At 47.3% G+C, this 18,199-nt stretch carries 14 protein-coding genes; 13 read left to right on the plus strand and 1 reads right to left on the minus strand.

Annotated elements, in window-relative coordinates:
• The first annotated feature begins 36 nt into the window (after window positions 1-36).
• From ACTNEN_RS00120 to ACTNEN_RS00150, 7 genes are all read left to right on the plus strand, one after another.
• Entirely contained in the window at window positions 37-1,170 is a 1,134-nt protein-coding gene (locus ACTNEN_RS00120; RefSeq protein ID WP_441204034.1) for an ABC transporter substrate-binding protein, read from the plus strand.
• Between the two features lie 181 nt (window positions 1,171-1,351).
• Window positions 1,352-2,848, plus strand: a complete 1,497-nt coding sequence (locus ACTNEN_RS00125) for an ATP-binding protein (RefSeq protein WP_441204035.1) — start codon at window positions 1,352-1,354, stop codon at window positions 2,846-2,848.
• Window positions 2,849-2,949: 101 nt separating this feature from the next.
• Window positions 2,950-3,651, plus strand: coding sequence for a response regulator (locus ACTNEN_RS00130; RefSeq protein ID WP_441204036.1), 702 nt, complete (start codon window positions 2,950-2,952; stop codon window positions 3,649-3,651).
• Window positions 3,652-3,655: 4 nt separating this feature from the next.
• Complete coding sequence (locus ACTNEN_RS00135; RefSeq protein WP_441204037.1) at window positions 3,656-4,480, plus strand: glucosamine-6-phosphate isomerase; 825 nt, start codon at window positions 3,656-3,658, stop codon at window positions 4,478-4,480.
• Between the two features lie 24 nt (window positions 4,481-4,504).
• Window positions 4,505-5,650, plus strand: a complete 1,146-nt coding sequence (gene nagA / locus ACTNEN_RS00140; RefSeq protein WP_441204038.1) for an N-acetylglucosamine-6-phosphate deacetylase — start codon at window positions 4,505-4,507, stop codon at window positions 5,648-5,650.
• A 78-nt stretch (window positions 5,651-5,728) separates the two neighbouring features.
• Window positions 5,729-6,307 (plus strand): chromate transporter, encoded by a 579-nt coding sequence (locus ACTNEN_RS00145; protein ID WP_441204039.1) that lies wholly within the window; start codon window positions 5,729-5,731, stop codon window positions 6,305-6,307.
• Window positions 6,304-6,882: a chromate transporter gene (locus tag ACTNEN_RS00150; RefSeq protein ID WP_441204040.1), complete on the plus strand. Its 579-nt coding sequence runs from the start codon at window positions 6,304-6,306 to the stop codon at window positions 6,880-6,882. The genes ACTNEN_RS00145 and ACTNEN_RS00150 overlap by 4 nt, the downstream gene beginning before the upstream one ends.
• 87 nt (window positions 6,883-6,969) lie before the next feature.
• On the opposite strand, the gene ACTNEN_RS00155 is transcribed toward ACTNEN_RS00150, so the two are convergent.
• Window positions 6,970-8,163, minus strand: a complete 1,194-nt coding sequence (locus tag ACTNEN_RS00155) for an ROK family transcriptional regulator (protein ID WP_441204041.1) — start codon at window positions 8,161-8,163, stop codon at window positions 6,970-6,972.
• A gap of 436 nt (window positions 8,164-8,599) precedes the next feature.
• Between ACTNEN_RS00155 and ACTNEN_RS00160 the strand changes: the two genes are divergently transcribed.
• The 6 genes from ACTNEN_RS00160 to ACTNEN_RS00185 all read left to right on the plus strand — a co-directional run bounded on the left by ACTNEN_RS00160 (window position 8,600) and on the right by ACTNEN_RS00185 (window position 17,799).
• Window positions 8,600-9,856 carry a glucose-6-phosphate isomerase gene (locus tag ACTNEN_RS00160; RefSeq protein ID WP_441204042.1) on the plus strand — a complete coding sequence of 419 codons (1,257 nt, stop codon included), beginning with the start codon at window positions 8,600-8,602 and terminating at the stop codon, window positions 9,854-9,856.
• Between the two features lie 79 nt (window positions 9,857-9,935).
• Entirely contained in the window at window positions 9,936-11,099 is a 1,164-nt protein-coding gene (locus ACTNEN_RS00165; protein ID WP_441204043.1) for a 6-phosphofructokinase, read from the plus strand.
• Between the two features lie 18 nt (window positions 11,100-11,117).
• Window positions 11,118-12,272 (plus strand): class II fructose-bisphosphate aldolase, encoded by a 1,155-nt coding sequence (locus ACTNEN_RS00170; RefSeq protein WP_441204044.1) that lies wholly within the window; start codon window positions 11,118-11,120, stop codon window positions 12,270-12,272.
• Window positions 12,273-12,393: 121 nt separating this feature from the next.
• Complete coding sequence (locus ACTNEN_RS00175) at window positions 12,394-13,920, plus strand: lactate racemase domain-containing protein (protein WP_441204045.1); 1,527 nt, start codon at window positions 12,394-12,396, stop codon at window positions 13,918-13,920.
• A complete protein-coding gene (locus tag ACTNEN_RS00180) occupies window positions 13,920-14,765 on the plus strand; it encodes a triose-phosphate isomerase (protein ID WP_441204046.1) in 846 nt (281 codons plus the stop codon). The genes ACTNEN_RS00175 and ACTNEN_RS00180 overlap by 1 nt, the downstream gene beginning before the upstream one ends.
• A gap of 196 nt (window positions 14,766-14,961) precedes the next feature.
• Entirely contained in the window at window positions 14,962-17,799 is a 2,838-nt protein-coding gene (locus ACTNEN_RS00185; protein ID WP_441204047.1) for an EAL domain-containing protein, read from the plus strand.
• Window positions 17,800-18,199 lie beyond the last annotated feature (400 nt).

The following is an 18,199-nucleotide window of genomic DNA, read 5'->3' on the forward strand; positions in this document are numbered from 1 at the left end:
TGTGATAAACGTAAATCCAAAATAGGAGGGATCATTATGAAAAGAAGAGCATTGGCTGGTCTACTGGCAATCGGTATGGCTGCATCTCTTGCAGCATGCGGAGGCTCCAAGCAGACATCAACGACAGCGGCAGCATCCAGCGCAGCAGAAACCAAGGCTGCAGCATCATCAGAGGCTGCGTCAACAGCTGCGGCAACTGAGGCTGCGTCCTCTCAGGCAGAGTCCCAGGCTGCTAAAAAGGACTATGAGCCGGTAACGGTAAGAGTTGCCTATATGCCCAATATGGGTTCTGCAGCATCGCTCTTTGTAGGTATCGATCAGGGTTACTTTGCGGAATATGGTATCACAGTTGAGCCGGCAGAGTTCCAGGGCGGACCTGCAGAGATCACGGCGATGGCGTCCGGAGACATTGATATTTCCCAGATCGGTCATGGCGCACATGCACTCTGCATCGAGGGTCAGGCAAAGATTTTCCAGATGGATACCACGACATCTCTTGCAGATGAGGTAGTTGCCAACAAGGCGCATGGCATCGAGAAGGCAGAGGATCTCAAGGGTAAGACCATTGCGGTTGCTTCCGGTACTTCTTCTGAAATTATACTGCATCAGGTGCTTGCCAAGGCCGGACTTACCGATAAGGATGTAAACCTTGTGGAGATGGCAGTGGATGGTATGACAACAGCTATGGTTGCAAATCAGATTGATGCCTGTGCTACATGGAGTCCTAACACGGTTACGCTTAAAAATGCTTTAGGCGATAACTACCTCTCTCTGGGAAGCAACAAGGATTTCCTGGATCAGGCGATTTTCCCGTCAAGCTATATTACCACTGATAAATACGCTTCCGAGCATAAGGATGTGCTTGTAAGATTTGCTGCAGCTCTCGATAAGGCGCATGATTACCGTGCAGCACATACCGAGGAGACTGCCAAGGCACTTGCCAAGAAGCTGGATGCTCCGGAAGACACCATGCTCGCTTCCATTAAGGAAGGTGACTGGGAGACCATTACGCAGGTGGCAGGTGACATGGATGCTATTAAGAAGATCTATGAGACACAGCAGAATGTATTTATCGCTAACGGACGCATCAAGGACAAGGTTGATACCAACAACTATGTGATGTATGATGTGATGAAGGATGGATATGATCTGTACTCCCAGAACAAGTGATGTGATTACGCAGCTTGCACGTTGGTTTTATAAGACAGGACATGCTTCCATGATTTAGAGATCACGAAGCATACGCTGGAGTACTCTGAAGATCGTATTACCAAAATACAGAAGGGATAGTACTCAATGAGTGAGGCCGGATGCTCTGAAACAGGGCTCCGGCCTTTAAGGTACCTGCTATATGCTGATTATTACACTGATTATCTCGGCGCTGATCTTCCTTTTGATCGGAATTGTAAAACGAAATGACAGATCTATCTCCCTGCTTCTTTTAAGCGCCTCGGAAGCGCTGATGCTCGGGGGTATCATCGTTTACATTGCGATGATGGGAGGTACGGCAGCGAAGGAAGTGAAGCTTCTGTTCCTCACATCATCGATACAGCATAGTCTGCGAGCTATGCCGATTCACCTGGATAAGCTGGGATATCTGGTGGCAGTGACAAGGCTTCTGTTTCCATGGTTTCTGCTACTGGTGTCTCTTGGATTTAGCAATACGCAGAGGATCAGGCGCAGAAGCAGGTGGATTAAGTTACTGACGGCGATTCCGACAGGATTGTTTCTCGTTTATTATTATCCGCCGGTTTTTAAAAGCATTGCAGAATATCGCTTTGAGATGCAGGTCATCATGATGAAGATCGTATATTACTGGATCTTTGTGATGATTGCCTTATCCGCTGGGCTCTTGCTTCTGGAATATTTCCGGACGACAATTCCAATATTCCGGAGGGACTTTTTATATATCCTGCTGTATCTTTTTGCGGCGACAGCCTTGTATCTTGTCTATGCCACCAAGGATCCATCCCAGATTTACAATATGTTTATCTCGGAATACATCCAGCTCGGCATCAGCAATTACATCAGTTCGACGCTCAGTTCACGGGGATGGAATCTGCTGCTCATGATTACCGCTGCTTCTGTCCTTGCCGGAACCTATGGACTGCTTCACTATGTGCGGGTGGAGTATACGGAAAACCAGGAGGACCTCCGCCTTGAACGGCAGTTTGATCTTGCCGGGATGGGCGTATCGGTTTTTGCGCATGGTATGAAAAATCAGGTACTGTCAGCACAGGTTCTCCACAAGAGGATGAAAAAGGAGCTTGCCAAGGAATCCCCGGATCTTATGCTGATCCGGCAGTACGAGAGTGAGCTAAGTGACCTGAACAGCAGCATGAAGACAAGACTTGAGGAGTTTTATTCCACAGTCCGTAATAATGCATTGACGCTGGTTCCGGTTCCGGTAAGGGATGTGGTGGAGCTTTCGGCAAAGCGCTTCCGGGAAAAATATCCGGAAGGGAAGCTTGAAATAGAGCTTCTTACAGACCGAAAGGTGCTGGTGGACGTATCTGCTATTTCAGAGGCGGTTTATAATCTTTTAATCAATGGATATGAGGCTGCGCTTGCTGCAGGCAGAGCGGACCCGAAGGTTCAGCTATCGGTGCGTGCCGAACGGATCTGGACGGTATTTGCCGTGACAGATCATGGCAAGGGAATTTCCAAAGAACAGCGGCTCAGGATTTTTGAACCGTTTTATACGAGTAAAAGCAAAAATACCAATTGGGGTATGGGGCTGTTTTACGTGCGCAGAATCGTCCGTAAACACTTCGGACATCTAAAGCTGGAGTCCATCGAGGGCAGGGGAAGTACGTTTCTTTTAATGCTTCCCAGGTATGGCGACTAGGTTTAATAAAGGTAAGACGATATTTACAATAAGGATTATACTTAAAGTAAAGATGTAACTTATACCATGCAAACAATTGATTTGGATCAGGAGGGCAGGACATGGAAGACTTGAGTCATCAACTGATACGGGTCATGGTCGCTGAAGACATTGATATCCTGAGAGAGGATTTCTGCGAGACTATTAATGGCGAGGAAGACATGGAGGTGATCGGGGACGCGGCTACCGGTGCGGAAATCACAAGACTTGCGCTGGAACGGAAGCCGGATATCGTCCTTATGGATATTGAAATGGAGGATCTCACTTCGGGAATCACTGCGGCAGAACACATTCACAGTAAGGACCCGGAGATTAAAATTATATTTATGACTGCGCATGAGACAGATGAAATGATCCACTCCGGGATGGGAACCGGTGCGGTGGATTATATCATCAAGGGATGTGATGATGCGGTGCTTCTGGAGCATATCCGGAGAGCCTATGAAGGTAAAACGGTGCTGGAGAGCAATGTTCAGCAGTCTATTATCAAGGAGTACAACCGGCTTCGTAAAAGTGAGCAGTCTTTGGTGTTTTTTATTAATAATGTTTCCCATCTCACGCATTCGGAGCGGGAAATCATCCGGCTTCTCCTGGAGGGAAAAAAAGTCCGGGAAATTGCGGAGGCAAGGAGCGTTGAGATCGTGACGATTAAGACGCAGATCAAGGGGCTTTTACACAAATTCGGCTGTTCCCGCAGTAAGGAAATTGTCGAGCTGATTCACCAGCTGGGGCTGGAAAAATTATTTATGCAGGAAAAGGAGTAAGACAATGAAGGATAAGAGTTATTACAATATTTCAGCGGAAGATCTTGGCAAGGATGCCAACATCCCGATTTTAAAGCTTGGTGACTCCGGTGAGGTTTTTTATGAGATGGCGCTGGAGATGGTGAATGTGATCAAGGAGCATAATGCCGCCGGGAAGCATACGGTATTTATCTGTCCGGTGGGGCCAGTCGGTCAGTATCCGATCTTTGTCCGTCTTGTAAACCGGGACAGAATATCGCTTAAGCAGTGCTGGTTCATCAATATGGATGAATATCTTAACGATGACGATACCTACATTTCCGAATCGAGTCCGCTGTCCTTCCATGGATTTATGAAGCGCACGGTGTATGAAAAAATCGATCCGGAGCTTGTAATGCCGGAGGAGCAGAGGATCTTTCCGGACCCGGAGCATCCGGAACGGATTCATGAGATTATTACGGAGCTTGGCGGGGTAGATGTCTGCTTTGGAGGTATCGGCATAAATGGGCATCTGGCATTTAATGAGGCGGATGACAGGCTTACGGCGGAAGAATTTGCCAAGCTTCCTACGAGAGTGCTGACAATCAGCCGGGAAACCAGGACCAGCAATGCGATTGGAGATTTAAATGGCGCGATCGATGCAATGCCGCATAAAGCGATTACGATTGGTATTTCGGAGATTCTTGCTGCCCGGAAGGTCCGGATCGGCGTATTCCGTGACTGGCATCGTGCGGTGATCCGGCAGGCAGCCTATGGGGAGGTCAGTGCGCATTTCCCGGCAACGCTCCTGCAGCGGCATCCGGATGCGATGATTATTACCAATGCCAATGCGGCGAAGCAGCCATTTTAAGTGAAAATCAGGAGGTGGTACGATATGCTGCTTAAAAACGGAGCGTTTTATCTGAATCATGGTTTTGTAACATCGGATCTCCGGATTACTGATGGTCGTATTGAGGCATACGGCAGTCTGGAGGCTGAGCCGGGCGAGGAGGAGCTGGATCTCAACGGAAAGCGTGTGGTACCCGGATTTTTTGACATTCACACGCACGGCGCGCATGGGACGGATGTGAATGCAGCGTCCCCGGAGGAGCTCGAGGATATCAGCTGCTTTTTTGCAAGCCAGGGCACCACAAGCTGGCTGGGTTCCATCCTGACGGATACGGAGGAGGCGACCAATCGTGCGATTGATGCATATCTCGGCTGGAAAAAGCTGCCGCATCATGGAGCTACGCTGGAGGGCATTCATCTGGAAGGCCCGTTTTTATCAACGGATTATAAGGGGGCGATGCCGGAGCAGCTTCTGCGTATGCCGGACATTGCGCTGATCCGCCGGTATCAGGAGCGTGCCGGAGGCGATATCCGCTATATTACGATTGCTCCTGAGCTTCCGGGGGCTGTTGCCATGATTCCGGAGCTTAAGGAGATGGGGATTCAGGTCGCCATAGGACATTCCGGCGCAAGCTACGAGACTTCCATGGAGGCAATCCGGTACGGCGCGATGGCATCGACACACACCTGCAATGGTATGAAGCTGATGCATCAGCATTTTCCGGCGATTCTGGGAGCGGCACTGGAATCCGATGAGCTCTACTGCGAGATGATCTGCGATGGCAGACATCTGCATCCCGGTATGGTCCGGATTCTGATTAAGGCCAAGGGACTGGATCGTGTGGTTGCAATCACGGATTCCATTATGGCTGCAGGTCTTCCGGATGGACGGTATAAGCTGGGCGTCAATGATGTCGTTGTGGAAAAGGGCGATGCCAAGCTTGTAAGTGACGGAACCCGAGCCGGCAGTACTCTCACCACCGGGCAGGCGTTTCGCAATCTCCATCGGTTTACAAAGTATTCCATGGAAGAGATTGTGCCGGTACTGACGGAAAATCCTGCAAAGCTGATTGGGCTTGACAAACGGATCGGTTATCTGAAGCCGGGGATGGAGGCAAATCTCCTGGTGCTTGAGGACTGGCATGTGACTAAGACCATGGTGCATGGGCGTTTTGTCTATGAGGAGAGCTGAGTTCAAAGAAGAATTGATAGGATAGGATGGCATTGCCTGGATAGTCTGGAGGCAGAGAAGGGAGAGTCGGAGAAAGCTATGGAACAGATGGATCGTAAGCATGTGCTGCGCAAATTGTTTTTTTCTACTTTATATCTCAGTACATTTACCTTTGGCGGCGGTTATGTCATTGTGACGCTGCTCAAAAGCAAATTTGTGGATGAGCTTCACTGGATTGATGATGATGAAATGCTGGATCTCGTCGCCATTGCGCAGTCTTCGCCGGGAGCCATAGCTGTAAATGGTGCTATTGTTGTCGGATATAAGCTGGCAGGAATTCCTGGCATTTTGTGTTCAGTATTTGGAGCAATTATCCCGCCATTTTTGATCCTGACTGCCATTTCCTTCTTTTATGATGCCTTTAAGAGTAATTTTGCAATCAAGGCGTTGCTCTCTGGCATGACAGCAGGAGTTGCAGCGGTAATCATGTCGGTTGTATATGACATGGGAGGAGACGTCGTAAAGACCAGAGACTGGGTTCGGATCCTTGCAATGATTCTTTCATTTACAGCAAACTACTTTTTCCATGTGAATGTCATCCTGATTATTCTTGTCACTGCAGCGGTGGGTGCTGTGCGTACGATTGTGAGAGAGAAACGAAAGGGGGCAGGGCAATGATATTTCTAAAGCTTTTTCTTGCCTTTCTGCAAATTGGAGCGTTCAGCTTTGGAGGCGGCTATGCTGCAATGCCGCTGATTCAGGCACAGGTGATTGATCGGTACGGCTGGCTTACTATGTCGGATTTTACGGATCTTGTGACCATTGCCGAGATGACACCGGGACCGATCGCCGTAAACTCCGCAACTTTTGTAGGAAATCAGGTTGCAGGGATACCGGGGGCGCTTGTGGCAACTGCCGGAGTTATCCTGCCTTCCTGCATTTTTGTAACAGGACTTGCCTGGCTTTATAAGAAATACAGGAATCTTGTGTTACTCCAGGGGATTCTTCAGTTCCTTCGTCCGGCAGTCGTAGCAATGATTTTTACCGCCGGTCTTAAAATTCTGATCCCCGCGGTATTTACCTCCGGAGCCATTTCCTTTGCTGCAGGTGATGTAAACATCCGTACGGTGGTCTATTTTATCGGTGCATTGATTGCGCTCAGGAAATTTAAGATCGGACCGATTAAGGTTATGGTTGGCTGCGGCTTGCTGGAATTCATTGTGCGTTGGGGACTTAGGTTCTTTGGGGCGTGAAACGAGCCATAAGGCAGCCAACATCCCCAACTCAAATTAAATTTGCATGGGGGGTTCATCTAAAAAAACCTAAAAATTCCCGGGGGATCAAACCTCCAGGAATTTTTTTAGTATCACGTAATATGCGGCGCCCTTGGCACCACGACTCTGATCAAAGGGAACAAAGCCGACCTTTACCTCCTCCTCATTGAGACCGTAGAAATTTTTATGTGCGGCTTCCAGCAGGTAATCGCGGTTCATTGGCTCCTGCATCATGTAGGCGTCTACAATGACAAGCTCCGGATTCATCAGATTCACGACATTTGCAAGAGCGATACCGGCGTAGTGCAGAGTTTCCTTAAAATTTCTGGTGATTGCCGGGACTTGTTTACGTTCAAGCTCCAGGAGATTATCGAGATCAAATTTTCCGTATTTATTGAGAATGTCCCTAAGCTCCGGAGCCTCTCCTTTAAGCAGATCCTGCTGGCACCGCTCCATGAGTGCCCGTTCACTGGCGAGATCATCAACCGACAGAAAGGTCCCTGTGGTGGAATCCGATGCCATAAGCGCATGTCCAAGCTCTCCGGAACCATAGGAGTGTCCGGACAGGACCTGACCACCGACCATCAGAGGGCAGGCAATACCCTTGGATATATAAAAATATGCAAATGTATCCGATCCGGCGTTTTGCAGGTTCATGACCTGTTCCAGAGCGCGCAGACGCACGTTATTGTCGATCATCACCGGGATCCCGAGTCGAGCCTCAAGATCCGCTGCCAGAGGATAACCGCTCCATCTGGCACGAGGCGTTTTGCGGATCAGCCCCTGCTCATTATTGATAAATCCGGGCAGACCGATTCCGGCACCCAGGAGATGTCCGGTATCCTTGGGCAGAAGCATCCGGATCATAGCACAGAGCTGCTCCAGCATGATATCATAGGATACATTTGGTGGCTGTTCTGAGACGGCAGTGCGAATGTTTCCTTTTAAGTCCATCAAAACCGCTTCTGTTGTATAAGGTCCAAGCTCGACGCCAATGGCAAGACCTGCATCCGCGCGAAATGCAATGGAACTAGGATGTCTGCCGCTTGTCTGCTTTAACTTATCCTCCGGCAGTGGAATCTCCTCAAGGATGCCCTCCTGCAGCATTTCATTGACACTGGTGGTGATGGTAGGCTTGGTAAGATGCAGGATTTCCGCCATTTGCGTGCGGGTAGCATCCGGCGTACGGAAGATCAGATTTTTAAGTAGTGCGCGGTTTCTACGGCGCGTTTCAATCAGGTTGCTGCCTTTATCCTGCATAGATCATCCTCTTATTATAGCTGTTTATATATGTTTATATCTGCTTACATCTGTTTCGTTATGCTGATAGTGTATATCCGTTTATTTCTTCTGAGAGTTGTATCTCTGATTTTGCAAAGTACATATCTACATATATGCATGAGATACCATCAATTGATCGTGTTCATGAGATATATAGGATCACAACACTGAGGATAGTATAGTAGATTTACAACGTTCATGTCCAGTAAAGAGACAGAATAGGGCAGTTTAAACAAAATAGCGGGTGAAGATTTGATAGATTTACTATTGTTAAAACTTTTAACTTAATGTATGCTTACAACAACAAAGAGCCCGGCCAGCTGACAATGCCAGGATCCGGAAGGATGCTATACCGGGTTATAAAGACAAAAGATTTCAATAATTTGTTAATAGTTTTAACAATATAGGAGCTGAAATGATTCGTTTTGAAGTAAATTCCGATCTTTCGGATCAAGAAACCACTTTAAAGCAGATGATGCAGGAGCATACGGAGATGCTGGCTGAGGCTCAGGCGGGAGAGGAAAAATATAAGGACTCCCAGGACTGGCTGGATACAGATATTGAGGCAGGAGAGGAACAGCTGCTCCGGATTGAACGGAAAGCGCAGGAAATCCGCAGAAATGCCGATGCCTTTGTGTTGATCGGTATCGGTGGGTCCAATAACGCTGCTCGTGCCGTTGTGGAAGCACTGAAGCCTTTAGACGGATGCGAAATCATCTATGCAGGTAATACACTGCACCCGCATGAAGTAGAAAAAATGCTGCAAAAGCTTGCTGGAAAAGATTTTTACATTGACTGCATCGCTAAAAACTTTGAAACACTGGAACCGGGGGCAGCGTTTCGTGTCCTTAGACAGTATATGGATGAGCGTTATGGCGATCAAGCTCCGGAGCGTATCATTGCAACCGGTACACCGGGAAGCACACTCTGGCAGCTCTGTCAGGAACAGGGATATGATTTCTTTGAGTTTCCTGTGAATGTAGGCGGCCGCTATACCGCCATGACCAACGTGGGATTGCTGCCTATGGCGGTTGCAGGTGTCGATGTAAGAGCACTGGTAAAGGGAGCGCATGACATGCAGCTGCAGCTTCATAAAGAGCCTGCGGAAACAAATTCCGCATATCGCTATGCGTGCCTTCGCAATCTTTTTTACCAAAATGGTTACAGAGTGGAAATGCTTTCCTCTTTTGATCCCAGATTCCATTATTTTTATCTCTGGTGGAGACAGCTTTTTGCGGAGAGTGAGGGCAAGGACAATAAGGGTATTTTCCCGGTGACAGGAGAGTTTACCGAGGAGCTGCATTCCATCGGACAGTTTATCCAGGACGGATCCCCGATTATGTTTGAAACATTTCTGGATGTAGTTCATCCGGAAGATCATGTAGTCATCAAGCCCGATAGCCGAAAGGATTATTTTGATTATCTTAACGGCAAGGATTTTGCTGAAATCAATAAAGCGGCATTTCACGCGACAGTCAAGGCGCATAGCGAGAAGCTGCCGGTAATGACATTCACACTGGATGAGCTTGATGCATATCATTTTGGTCAGCTGTTTTATTTCTTCCAGTTTGCATGCTATCTCTCCTGCAAACTGATGGGAGTCAACCCGTTTGATCAGCCTGGAGTAGAGGCGTATAAACACTGGATGTTTGCAGCGCTTGGAAAGTTATGATGACAGCTTTCCGGCAAAAGAGTTTACACCTGCGATGCTACGGTAACAGATGCCTGATTTTTAGGATGGAAGATTTCATATGAAAGAAAATTTACTGATTGTGCATGGGGGAGGTCCGACAGCAGTTATAAATGCTTCTCTATATGGCGCAGTAGAGGAAGCGCGGAGGAGCGGACAGGTCGGCAGGATTCTGGCTGCTAAAAATGGCACGGGCGGTCTCCTTAAAGAGGAATTTATTGATCTTACAGATGTGCCGGAGGAGAAGCTTCGATTGCTTTTACAGACACCGGGCAGTGCGATCGGCACCTCCAGGGATCAGCTGGAACAGCCGGAATACGAGGCTATGGCACGGATCCTTGAGAAGCATGACATTCACAAGGTACTTATGAATGGCGGAAATGGTACCATGGATACCTGCGGCAAACTGTATAAGACCTGCAAGGCGATGGGAAATGATATCCTTGTGATGGGGATCCCCAAAACCATGGACAATGATCTTGCCATTACGGACCATGCTCCCGGCTATGGCAGTGCGGCAAGATACGTGGCAGAGAGCACCAAGGAGCTGGTGCAGGATGTCAAGGGGCTTCCGATCCATGTGGTTGTCCTGGAGGTATCTGGAAGAAATGCTGGCTGGATTACCGCTGCCAGTGCTCTTGCAGCCGATGGTAACGGAGAAGGTCCGGACCTCATTTATCTGCCGGAGCGTCCTTTTGACGAGGATCGCTTTATCTCGGATGTAAAACGGCTTCTGGAAAAGAAAAAGGGCATTGTTGTGGTAGCCAGCGAGGGACTGAAGGATAAAGACGGTAATCCGATCGTAGAACCGATTTTTAAGGTTGGCAGATCTACGTATTTTGGAGATGTGGGAACGCATCTCGCCAACGTCGTCATTCGCAGGCTTGGATATAAAGCCCGCGGTGAAAAGCCGGGACTGCTCGGGAGATGTTCTATCCTCATGCAGAGTACGGTGGACCGCGAGGAAGCAAGGCTTGCCGGTGAGCTTGCCTGTCAGGCGCTTCTTAGAGGAGAAACCGGTAAGATGGTAGGGTTTAAGCGCATTTCTACAGAGCCCTATCAGGTTGAGCCGATTCTTATAGATATTGATGAAGTCATGCTGCATGAAAAAACTTTGCCGGAGGAATTTATCAATGCAGATGGCAACGGTGTGACCGAAGCATTTAAAACATGGGCAAGACCTCTCATTGGGCAGGGACTCGATGAGATGATTTCATTTAATTAATTGAAGGAGGATTTCACGATGCTTGTACCAATGAGAGCAGTGCTGGAAGCAGCAGATAAAGGTAATTATGCACAGGGAGCATTTAATGTTAATGCAGTCTGCCAGATCAAGGCAGCGATTGAAGTGCATGAGATGCTCAGGAGTCCGGCACTTCTGCAGGGCGCAGATCTTGCAAACGGATTTATGGGTGGCCGAGCAGATTTTAAAAATTCGACACTGGAAGATAAGAAGCGTGGAGCTAAAAACATTGCGGATGCAGTAAAAAAGTATGGAGCGGACAGCACAATCCCGGTAGTGATTCATCTGGATCATGGCAAGAATTTTGACTCCTGCGTTGCTGCTGTAGAGGGTGGATATACCTCCGTAATGATTGACGGTAGCTCACTTCCATATAATGAGAATGTTGAGCTCACGAGAGAGGTCGTAAAGTATGCGCATGCAAGAGGCGTCACGGTAGAGGGAGAGCTTGGCGTGCTCGCCGGAGTTGAGGATGATGTATTTGCAGATAACTCTACATATACCAATCCGCTGACAGCGATTGACTTTTTCCGCAAGACCGGATGCGATGCACTTGCCATCAGCTATGGCACAAAGCATGGCGCCAATAAGGGTAAGGATACCAAGATCCGTAAGGAGATTGTGATTGCCATCAAGGAATGTATGCGGCATGAGCATATCAACGGATTTCTGGTAAGCCATGGCTCCTCTACGGTTCCGGCTTATATAGTTGAGGAACTGAATGCCCTCGGCGGAAAGATTACCAACGCCTATGGCATTGATGTAAACCAGCTGGTTGAGGTATCTCACTGCGGCATCAATAAGATCAACGTCGATACGGATTTACGACTTGCAGTCACCAGAAACCTGAGAGAACTGTTTACAGAGGATACCGCCCTGCGTAACAGTGCATCCATCGGACCGGTATATGAGCTGCTTGAGAAGTATCCGGAGCAGTTTGATCCAAGAGCCTTTTTTGAGCCTATCATGGATACGGTTATGTATGGTACAATAGGAGATGATGATATGGCACGGCTTGTCAAGGTTGTTGAGGCAGGTGTCAAGGAAGCGCTTGCTCCACTGATTGTCAAGTTCGGAAGCTATGGCAAGGCACCGCTGGTAGAAACGGTAACTCTGGAGGAAATGGCTGAGCGGTATCGGAAGCAGGGCATCTGATGTTCTGGTATTTTGTGCCGGTATTTAATGCAGAGCTTATCGCAGAAGCTTACTAAAAAAGAACTGCAAAAGCGTATTGTATCGTGCAGCATGAAGCATGTTTAGCAGTGTGGAGGAAAACATGAAACATTTTGAGTTTGAATATGGACAAGGAACTTTAGGCGCGGATCTGCCGGATTCAACAGATGTATTTATTCCTGGTGAGACTGTACCGGATCCTCCGTATATCCCGGAGGATCAGCTTGAGTCAGCATATAAGGAGAGTCTTGCACATCCGATCGGGATGCCTCCAATCAAGGAGCTGGTTCATAAAGGCTCTAAAGTAGTATTTGTCGTTCCGGATCGTGTCAAGGGCGGCGAACAGCCAACGAGCCATCGGAAGCTTTCCATCCGGTATATCCTGGAGGAGCTTTACAGCGCAGGCGTAGAGAAGAAGGATATCCTGTTTATCATCTCCAATGGTCTCCATCCGAGAAGCAAACCGGAGGATGCCAAGGCAATCTTTGGACCGGAGCTTTTTAATGAGTTCTGGTATACCGGACAGATTATGAGCCATGATTCCGAGGATAAGGAACACATGGTGGATCTCGGAACTACCAGGCGTGGTGACAAGGTGCATATGAACCGCTATGTGTTTGAGGCGGATCTTCCCATCCTGATCGGACATGTACAAGGTAATCCTTATGGCGGCTACTCCGGCGGATATAAGCATAGTGCAACCGGTATTACGGACTGGGAGTGCATCGGCGCGCATCATGTACCGGATGTTATGCATAAGCCGGACTTTACCCCGGTCAACAACGGTTCGCTGATGCGGCATAAGTTCAATGAGATCAGTATGCATATGGAGGAGAAGATGGGACATCCGTTTTTCTGCTGTGATGCTGTACTGGATTCCAAGTCCCGCCAGATCGCCATTTTCTCAGGCTATGCCAAGGAGATGATGCCGGAGTCCTGGAAGATCGCGGACAAGCGTACTTATGTGCACTGGGCAGAGAAAAAGTATGATGTACTGGTATTTGGTATGCCGCAGAAGTTCCACTATGGTGATGGTATGGGTACCAATCCGATCATGATGATGCAGGCACTGTCCGCACAGGTGCTTCGTTTCCGTCGTGTGATGAGCGATCACTGCGTCATTATCTGCTCATCTATCTGCAATGGTTACTTCCATGATGAGCTCTGGCCGTATCTGAGAGAGCTGTATACGATGTTCCAGAAGGATCATATGAATGTGCTCCCGGATATGAACCGTTATGGTCAGTACTTTGCAACCAATGAGGAGTATATCCGTAAATACCGTTTTGCCAATGCCTTCCATCCGTTCCATGGCTTCTCCATGATGAGCTGCGGACATATTGCGGAAATGAATACGAGTGCGATCTACATTGTCGGAGCTGAGGAGCCGGGTTATGCAAGAGGCATGGGACTTAAGACAAGAGCTACCTTTGAGGAGGCACTTGAGGACGCTAAAAAGAAGTATGTGGGTGAAAATCCAAACATCCTTGCGCTTCCGAGAACCTTTAAGACTGCTTCCGTGCATCTCTGCATGAAGGATCAGAACCTGGACTGCATGGACGCATATGGCAATCATCCGGGAGAAGCTCAGTTTGGTACCGGTAAGGCTGCGACAGAGGATATGATCTGATGAAACATATTTTACTAAATTTAAAACGTTTTGATGTGCCGGAGGAGCTGGGCGGTGTAAACCGCCTGGCACCGGTAAATGAGTGGGGTGCACGTGTTGTTGAGGGTACCCAGCAGGCACTGAAACAATATGATCCTAAAGAAACCGAGTTTATTGACTTCCTGCCGGAAGCTCATCTCCTTAATGCGGTCAACGCGCGTAAAGACGATAGCCCGGTACAGATTGGAAGCCAGGGCGTGTATCGCATGGATGTTGCCCCGGGCGGAAACTTCGGTGCGTTTACAACCAATCGTCCTGCAGCAGCAGTAAAAGCGCTGGGCTGTACCGCGACATTAATTGGTCATTGTGAGGAACGTAATGACAAAAAAGGCATCCTGGCGGATGCAGGCGTTACCGGAGAAGCAGCAGCTTCTGTAGTAAATAAAATCCTCAACGAGGAAATTTTATGTGCACAGAGACAGGGACTTAAGGTGGTGTACTGCATCGGAGAAACTTCTGAGGAGCAGGAGCACTGGCAGGAGGTACTGGGTGCGCAGCTTGCGGATGGTCTTAATGGAGCTGACAAGTCAAGCATTATCGTTGCCTATGAGCCGGTATGGAGCATAGGTCCCGGCAAGATACCGGCAGATCAGGCGTATATCACCAAGATTGCCCGTTTTGTAAAGGAACAGACCGGCGGCATGGATGTTGTCTACGGAGGTGGACTCAAGACAGATAATGCGGCAATGCTCGCATCCATCCCGGAAATCGACGGAGGACTGATCGCGCTTACAAGATTCCAGGGTGCCATCGGCTTTTATCCGGAGGAGTATCTGGATATCATCCGGATTTATCTCGGAAAGTAAGAGCATTGGACGCAGGTAAAAAAGAAAATCGCAGATTCAGGTATTGAATGATAAATGGGAGGAGCAAGTGTAGAAATGCACTGACCCTCCTGTTTTGCAATCACATAAGCAAAATATTGCAGAGAACTATTTAAAACTATAAGAAAAATCTCGGGAGGTCTTGACATCCTTTTAAGGCTGACTGATACTATGAGTCATGAAACTTTCAAAGTATTTAAATAAGATTTTGGATCTTGGCATTAATATATCAGCTAAGGATCCGCGGGTCCGGGAGGATTTTTATCGTTCCAACCTGTTTTTTAGTCTTGCGGCAGGATTGCTGCTGTGTATTCTTTCTCTGATTGGACTTTTGGGTACGGATGACCCGCTGGAAGCCGGGTTTATTGTGCCTGAGATCAATGCATCCTTTGTGTATGCACTTATATTTGGCGTTAATCTCGTTTTTCTTATTTTGATTCATAAGAAGCGTCGGCAGGTTCCCTTAAAAATATCAAAATACGGAGATAATCTCTTTTCTGTCTTTCTCGAGAGCAATATGCTGCTCGCGAGTCTTACCTTTTTTACGACAGAAAAGGGCAGCAGCTTTTTCTTTGAGTACATCCTGGTGACATCCATCATTTATCTTGTACCGAACTCGGATCTCTGGCTTTTTTTGAGATTGGCATGCATAAATCTGATCTCTGTTGTGATCGTATTAAATTCCTTTCATCGTGAGCTTGCTTGGCAGGATTTTACAGATATTATATTTCTGCATATTATGTGCGGCATTGTCAACTGGTTCCGCTGGATCGCTTTTATGCAGTCGGAAAACCAGAAGGCTTTACTGGAGCAGAAGAAGGATGAATTTTATGGTAAGAGCCGAACAGATGAATTGACTGGACTTTTAAACAGAAATGCACTGAGGGAAGACTTCGACCGGCTGGTGCATCATACCCTGTGTGTTGCTTTGGTGGATCTGGATTCATTTAAACAGTTTAATGATACCTTTGGTCATGCATACGGAGATGATATCCTGCAATTTGTGAGTCATAATCTGCGTGATACCTTTCATGATCAGAGAGATCAGTGCTATCGATATGGTGGGGATGAATTACTGATTATTTCTACGGACCATAATGTGGAGCGCTTTTATAAGAAGCTGAAGCAATTTCAGAAACAAAATTATGATTACAAAAAACAGGAGGAAGTACACATAACTCTGAGCATCGGGTATTTCCGGGGAATACCGAATTCAGAAAAAGAGCTCAGGGCTCTTATCAAAATTGCAGACCGTTATCTTTATCAGGCAAAATCCAGTGGTAAGGGGCAGATCTACGGTAGTTTCACAGAGACAATTGATATGCAGGAGTTTACCGAACAGATGTCTATACTGGAGACCTTAAAAAGCATGGATGAAGCGGCTGAGGTGTTTGGACAGCGTAAGCTTCTACAAAAGGACTGGACACTGGCATATCTTGATGTCAATCGCTTTGCAGAGCTTAATGCAGAATTTGGTTACCGTGAGGGACAGAATATTCTGGAGCAGATCAGCCGGAGTATTTTGAAACATTTCCCGAATGCAGTTCTTGTGAATCGTGAAGTGGATCATTTTGTGCTGTTTTGCGAGTGCCCGATGGATCACTTTATAAAGAATATCCGAGAAGTCCAGATAGAAAGTGCAGATCTGGAAAGTCAGCTTGCGATTGTGCTTCGCGCGGGGATCTATCATCATAATGCGGCGGATGCACCGGTGGATTTCCTTACCGGCATGTATAATGCCAAGTATGCCTCAGATCTTGCGCGGGATGTGACAAAAAGCGACAAATATCTCCTGATCTATGATGAAGCCATGCATGAAGAGAGAGTGAAGGAGAGCTTTGTCCACCATAAATTCCATCAGGCACTGGAAGCCGGGCAGTTTGTACCATATTATCAGCCGATTGTCGGTTCCCTCAGTGGAACCACCTGCGGCTTTGAGGCGCTGAGCCGCTGGATTGATCCGGAAAAGGGACTAATCTCTCCTAATGACTACATTCCCTATCTTGAAAAAATGAATGAAGCCTATGCACTGGATCTTTATTTCCTGGAGAGGGTATGTCAGGATGTGTATAAGCACCGGGAGCTTTTTAGAGATGGAATTTTTGTCAATGTAAATCTCTCACAGACGGACTTTGAGATTGTCAACATACCGGAAGAGATCGACCGGATTATCAAAAAATATCAGGTACCGAAGGATGTAATACAGTTTGAAATTACAGAATCCGCTTTTGCCAATACAAAGCTTTTACATCAGGTAGTGACAGATCTCAAGAACCGGGGATATAAGGTGTGGATGGATGATTTTGGAGTAGGAGAGTCATCGCTCTCTGCTTTCCACAATTATCAGGTGCAGGGAGTGAAGCTGGATCAGTCCTTCTTTGCTGATGTCACAAATAAAAGAACACAGATCATTATCCGAAGCATTGTGGACTTAAGCCACGATACGGGCAGTATGATGATTGCGGAGGGAATTGAAAATCAGGATCAGCTATGGTTTGCACGGCAGTGGGGGATCAACTATATACAGGGATTTTATTACAGCAGGCCCGTACCGCTCGATGAGCTGCTGAAAAGTCCGTTTGCCGAAAATCTTACCAATGAGCATATTGACTATGTTTACCAGCATGCTGCAGATCTGAGTCTGCATAGCGCAATTAATATGCAGCGCCTTCATTTAACAGTAGAGAAGCCGTTACTATACTGTAAAGCCGTATTGGAATTATCTGGAGAGCTTTATCTTCTGCGTGCTGACGATGAAATGGTGGATCTTCTTAAAGAGAACATCTATACGGAAAACTCGAAATTAATTTTCAGGAAGGATGCACCTATCACCGCAGTTCTTAAAGATGCCATGAGAAGTTTACATTCAACAGGAAACATTACGGAATTTCCGATTACCCTTGCTCAGATACGACTTCGCGGACGCGTTTCGTATCTGACAGGCTTGCCTGATCATTCCAAAATCATTTATGTTCTGGAACTATCGGATTTTCAGATGCATTTTATCCCTGCGTAAAAAGGCGGATGGCAGATAGGAAGCTTTCAGACTATGTCTTAAATTAAAAGCAAGCAATTTAGTAGGAATTATTGACAAAAGTCTGCTGTGGTGATAGAGTTTCTGTAAATTCCTTAAATCCTATGGGAATTGTAGACTTTAATCTTAACAGGAGGAAATGGTCATGCGAGCAAACAGTAGTACTGCAAATATGAATCAGGCTTGTTGCTGCTGTTGTTGCTGTATGGATATCCATATAGCCGCTTTGGCATGCCGATGATTCCTGAGCTGTGATACAGTTGATAAGAGAACGGGTGCGCCAAGGCTGGCGGCCCGTTTTTTTGTTTCTTGGGATAAGAGAGGGGACATCAGACTGTATATCAATTTGAGCAAAAGATAAGTCAGGAAGGAGCCATATCAT

The sequence above is a fragment of the Oribacterium sp. HCP28S3_H8 genome (genome assembly GCF_052064775.1).
Lineage (GTDB): Bacteria > Bacillota > Clostridia > Lachnospirales > Lachnospiraceae > Oribacterium.

Bases quoted from the DNA above. Each gene is read 5' to 3' on its own strand.
- ACTNEN_RS00165 (WP_441204043.1), top strand. From the start codon at position 9,936: ATGAAAGAAAATTTACTGATTGTGCATGGGGGAGGTCCGACAGCAGTT.
- ACTNEN_RS00185 (WP_441204047.1), top strand. From the start codon at position 14,962: ATGAAACTTTCAAAGTATTTAAATAAGATTTTGGATCTTGGCATTAAT.
- ACTNEN_RS00150 (WP_441204040.1), top strand. From the start codon at position 6,304: ATGATATTTCTAAAGCTTTTTCTTGCCTTTCTGCAAATTGGAGCGTTC.
- ACTNEN_RS00175 (WP_441204045.1), top strand. From the start codon at position 12,394: ATGAAACATTTTGAGTTTGAATATGGACAAGGAACTTTAGGCGCGGAT.
- ACTNEN_RS00145 (WP_441204039.1), top strand. From the start codon at position 5,729: ATGGAACAGATGGATCGTAAGCATGTGCTGCGCAAATTGTTTTTTTCT.
- ACTNEN_RS00125 (WP_441204035.1), top strand. From the start codon at position 1,352: ATGCTGATTATTACACTGATTATCTCGGCGCTGATCTTCCTTTTGATC.
- ACTNEN_RS00155 (WP_441204041.1), bottom strand. From the start codon at position 8,163: ATGCAGGATAAAGGCAGCAACCTGATTGAAACGCGCCGTAGAAACCGC.
- ACTNEN_RS00160 (WP_441204042.1), top strand. From the start codon at position 8,600: ATGATTCGTTTTGAAGTAAATTCCGATCTTTCGGATCAAGAAACCACT.
- ACTNEN_RS00180 (WP_441204046.1), top strand. From the start codon at position 13,920: ATGAAACATATTTTACTAAATTTAAAACGTTTTGATGTGCCGGAGGAG.
- ACTNEN_RS00170 (WP_441204044.1), top strand. From the start codon at position 11,118: ATGCTTGTACCAATGAGAGCAGTGCTGGAAGCAGCAGATAAAGGTAAT.
- nagA (WP_441204038.1), top strand. From the start codon at position 4,505: ATGCTGCTTAAAAACGGAGCGTTTTATCTGAATCATGGTTTTGTAACA.
- ACTNEN_RS00120 (WP_441204034.1), top strand. From the start codon at position 37: ATGAAAAGAAGAGCATTGGCTGGTCTACTGGCAATCGGTATGGCTGCA.
- ACTNEN_RS00130 (WP_441204036.1), top strand. From the start codon at position 2,950: ATGGAAGACTTGAGTCATCAACTGATACGGGTCATGGTCGCTGAAGAC.
- ACTNEN_RS00135 (WP_441204037.1), top strand. From the start codon at position 3,656: ATGAAGGATAAGAGTTATTACAATATTTCAGCGGAAGATCTTGGCAAG.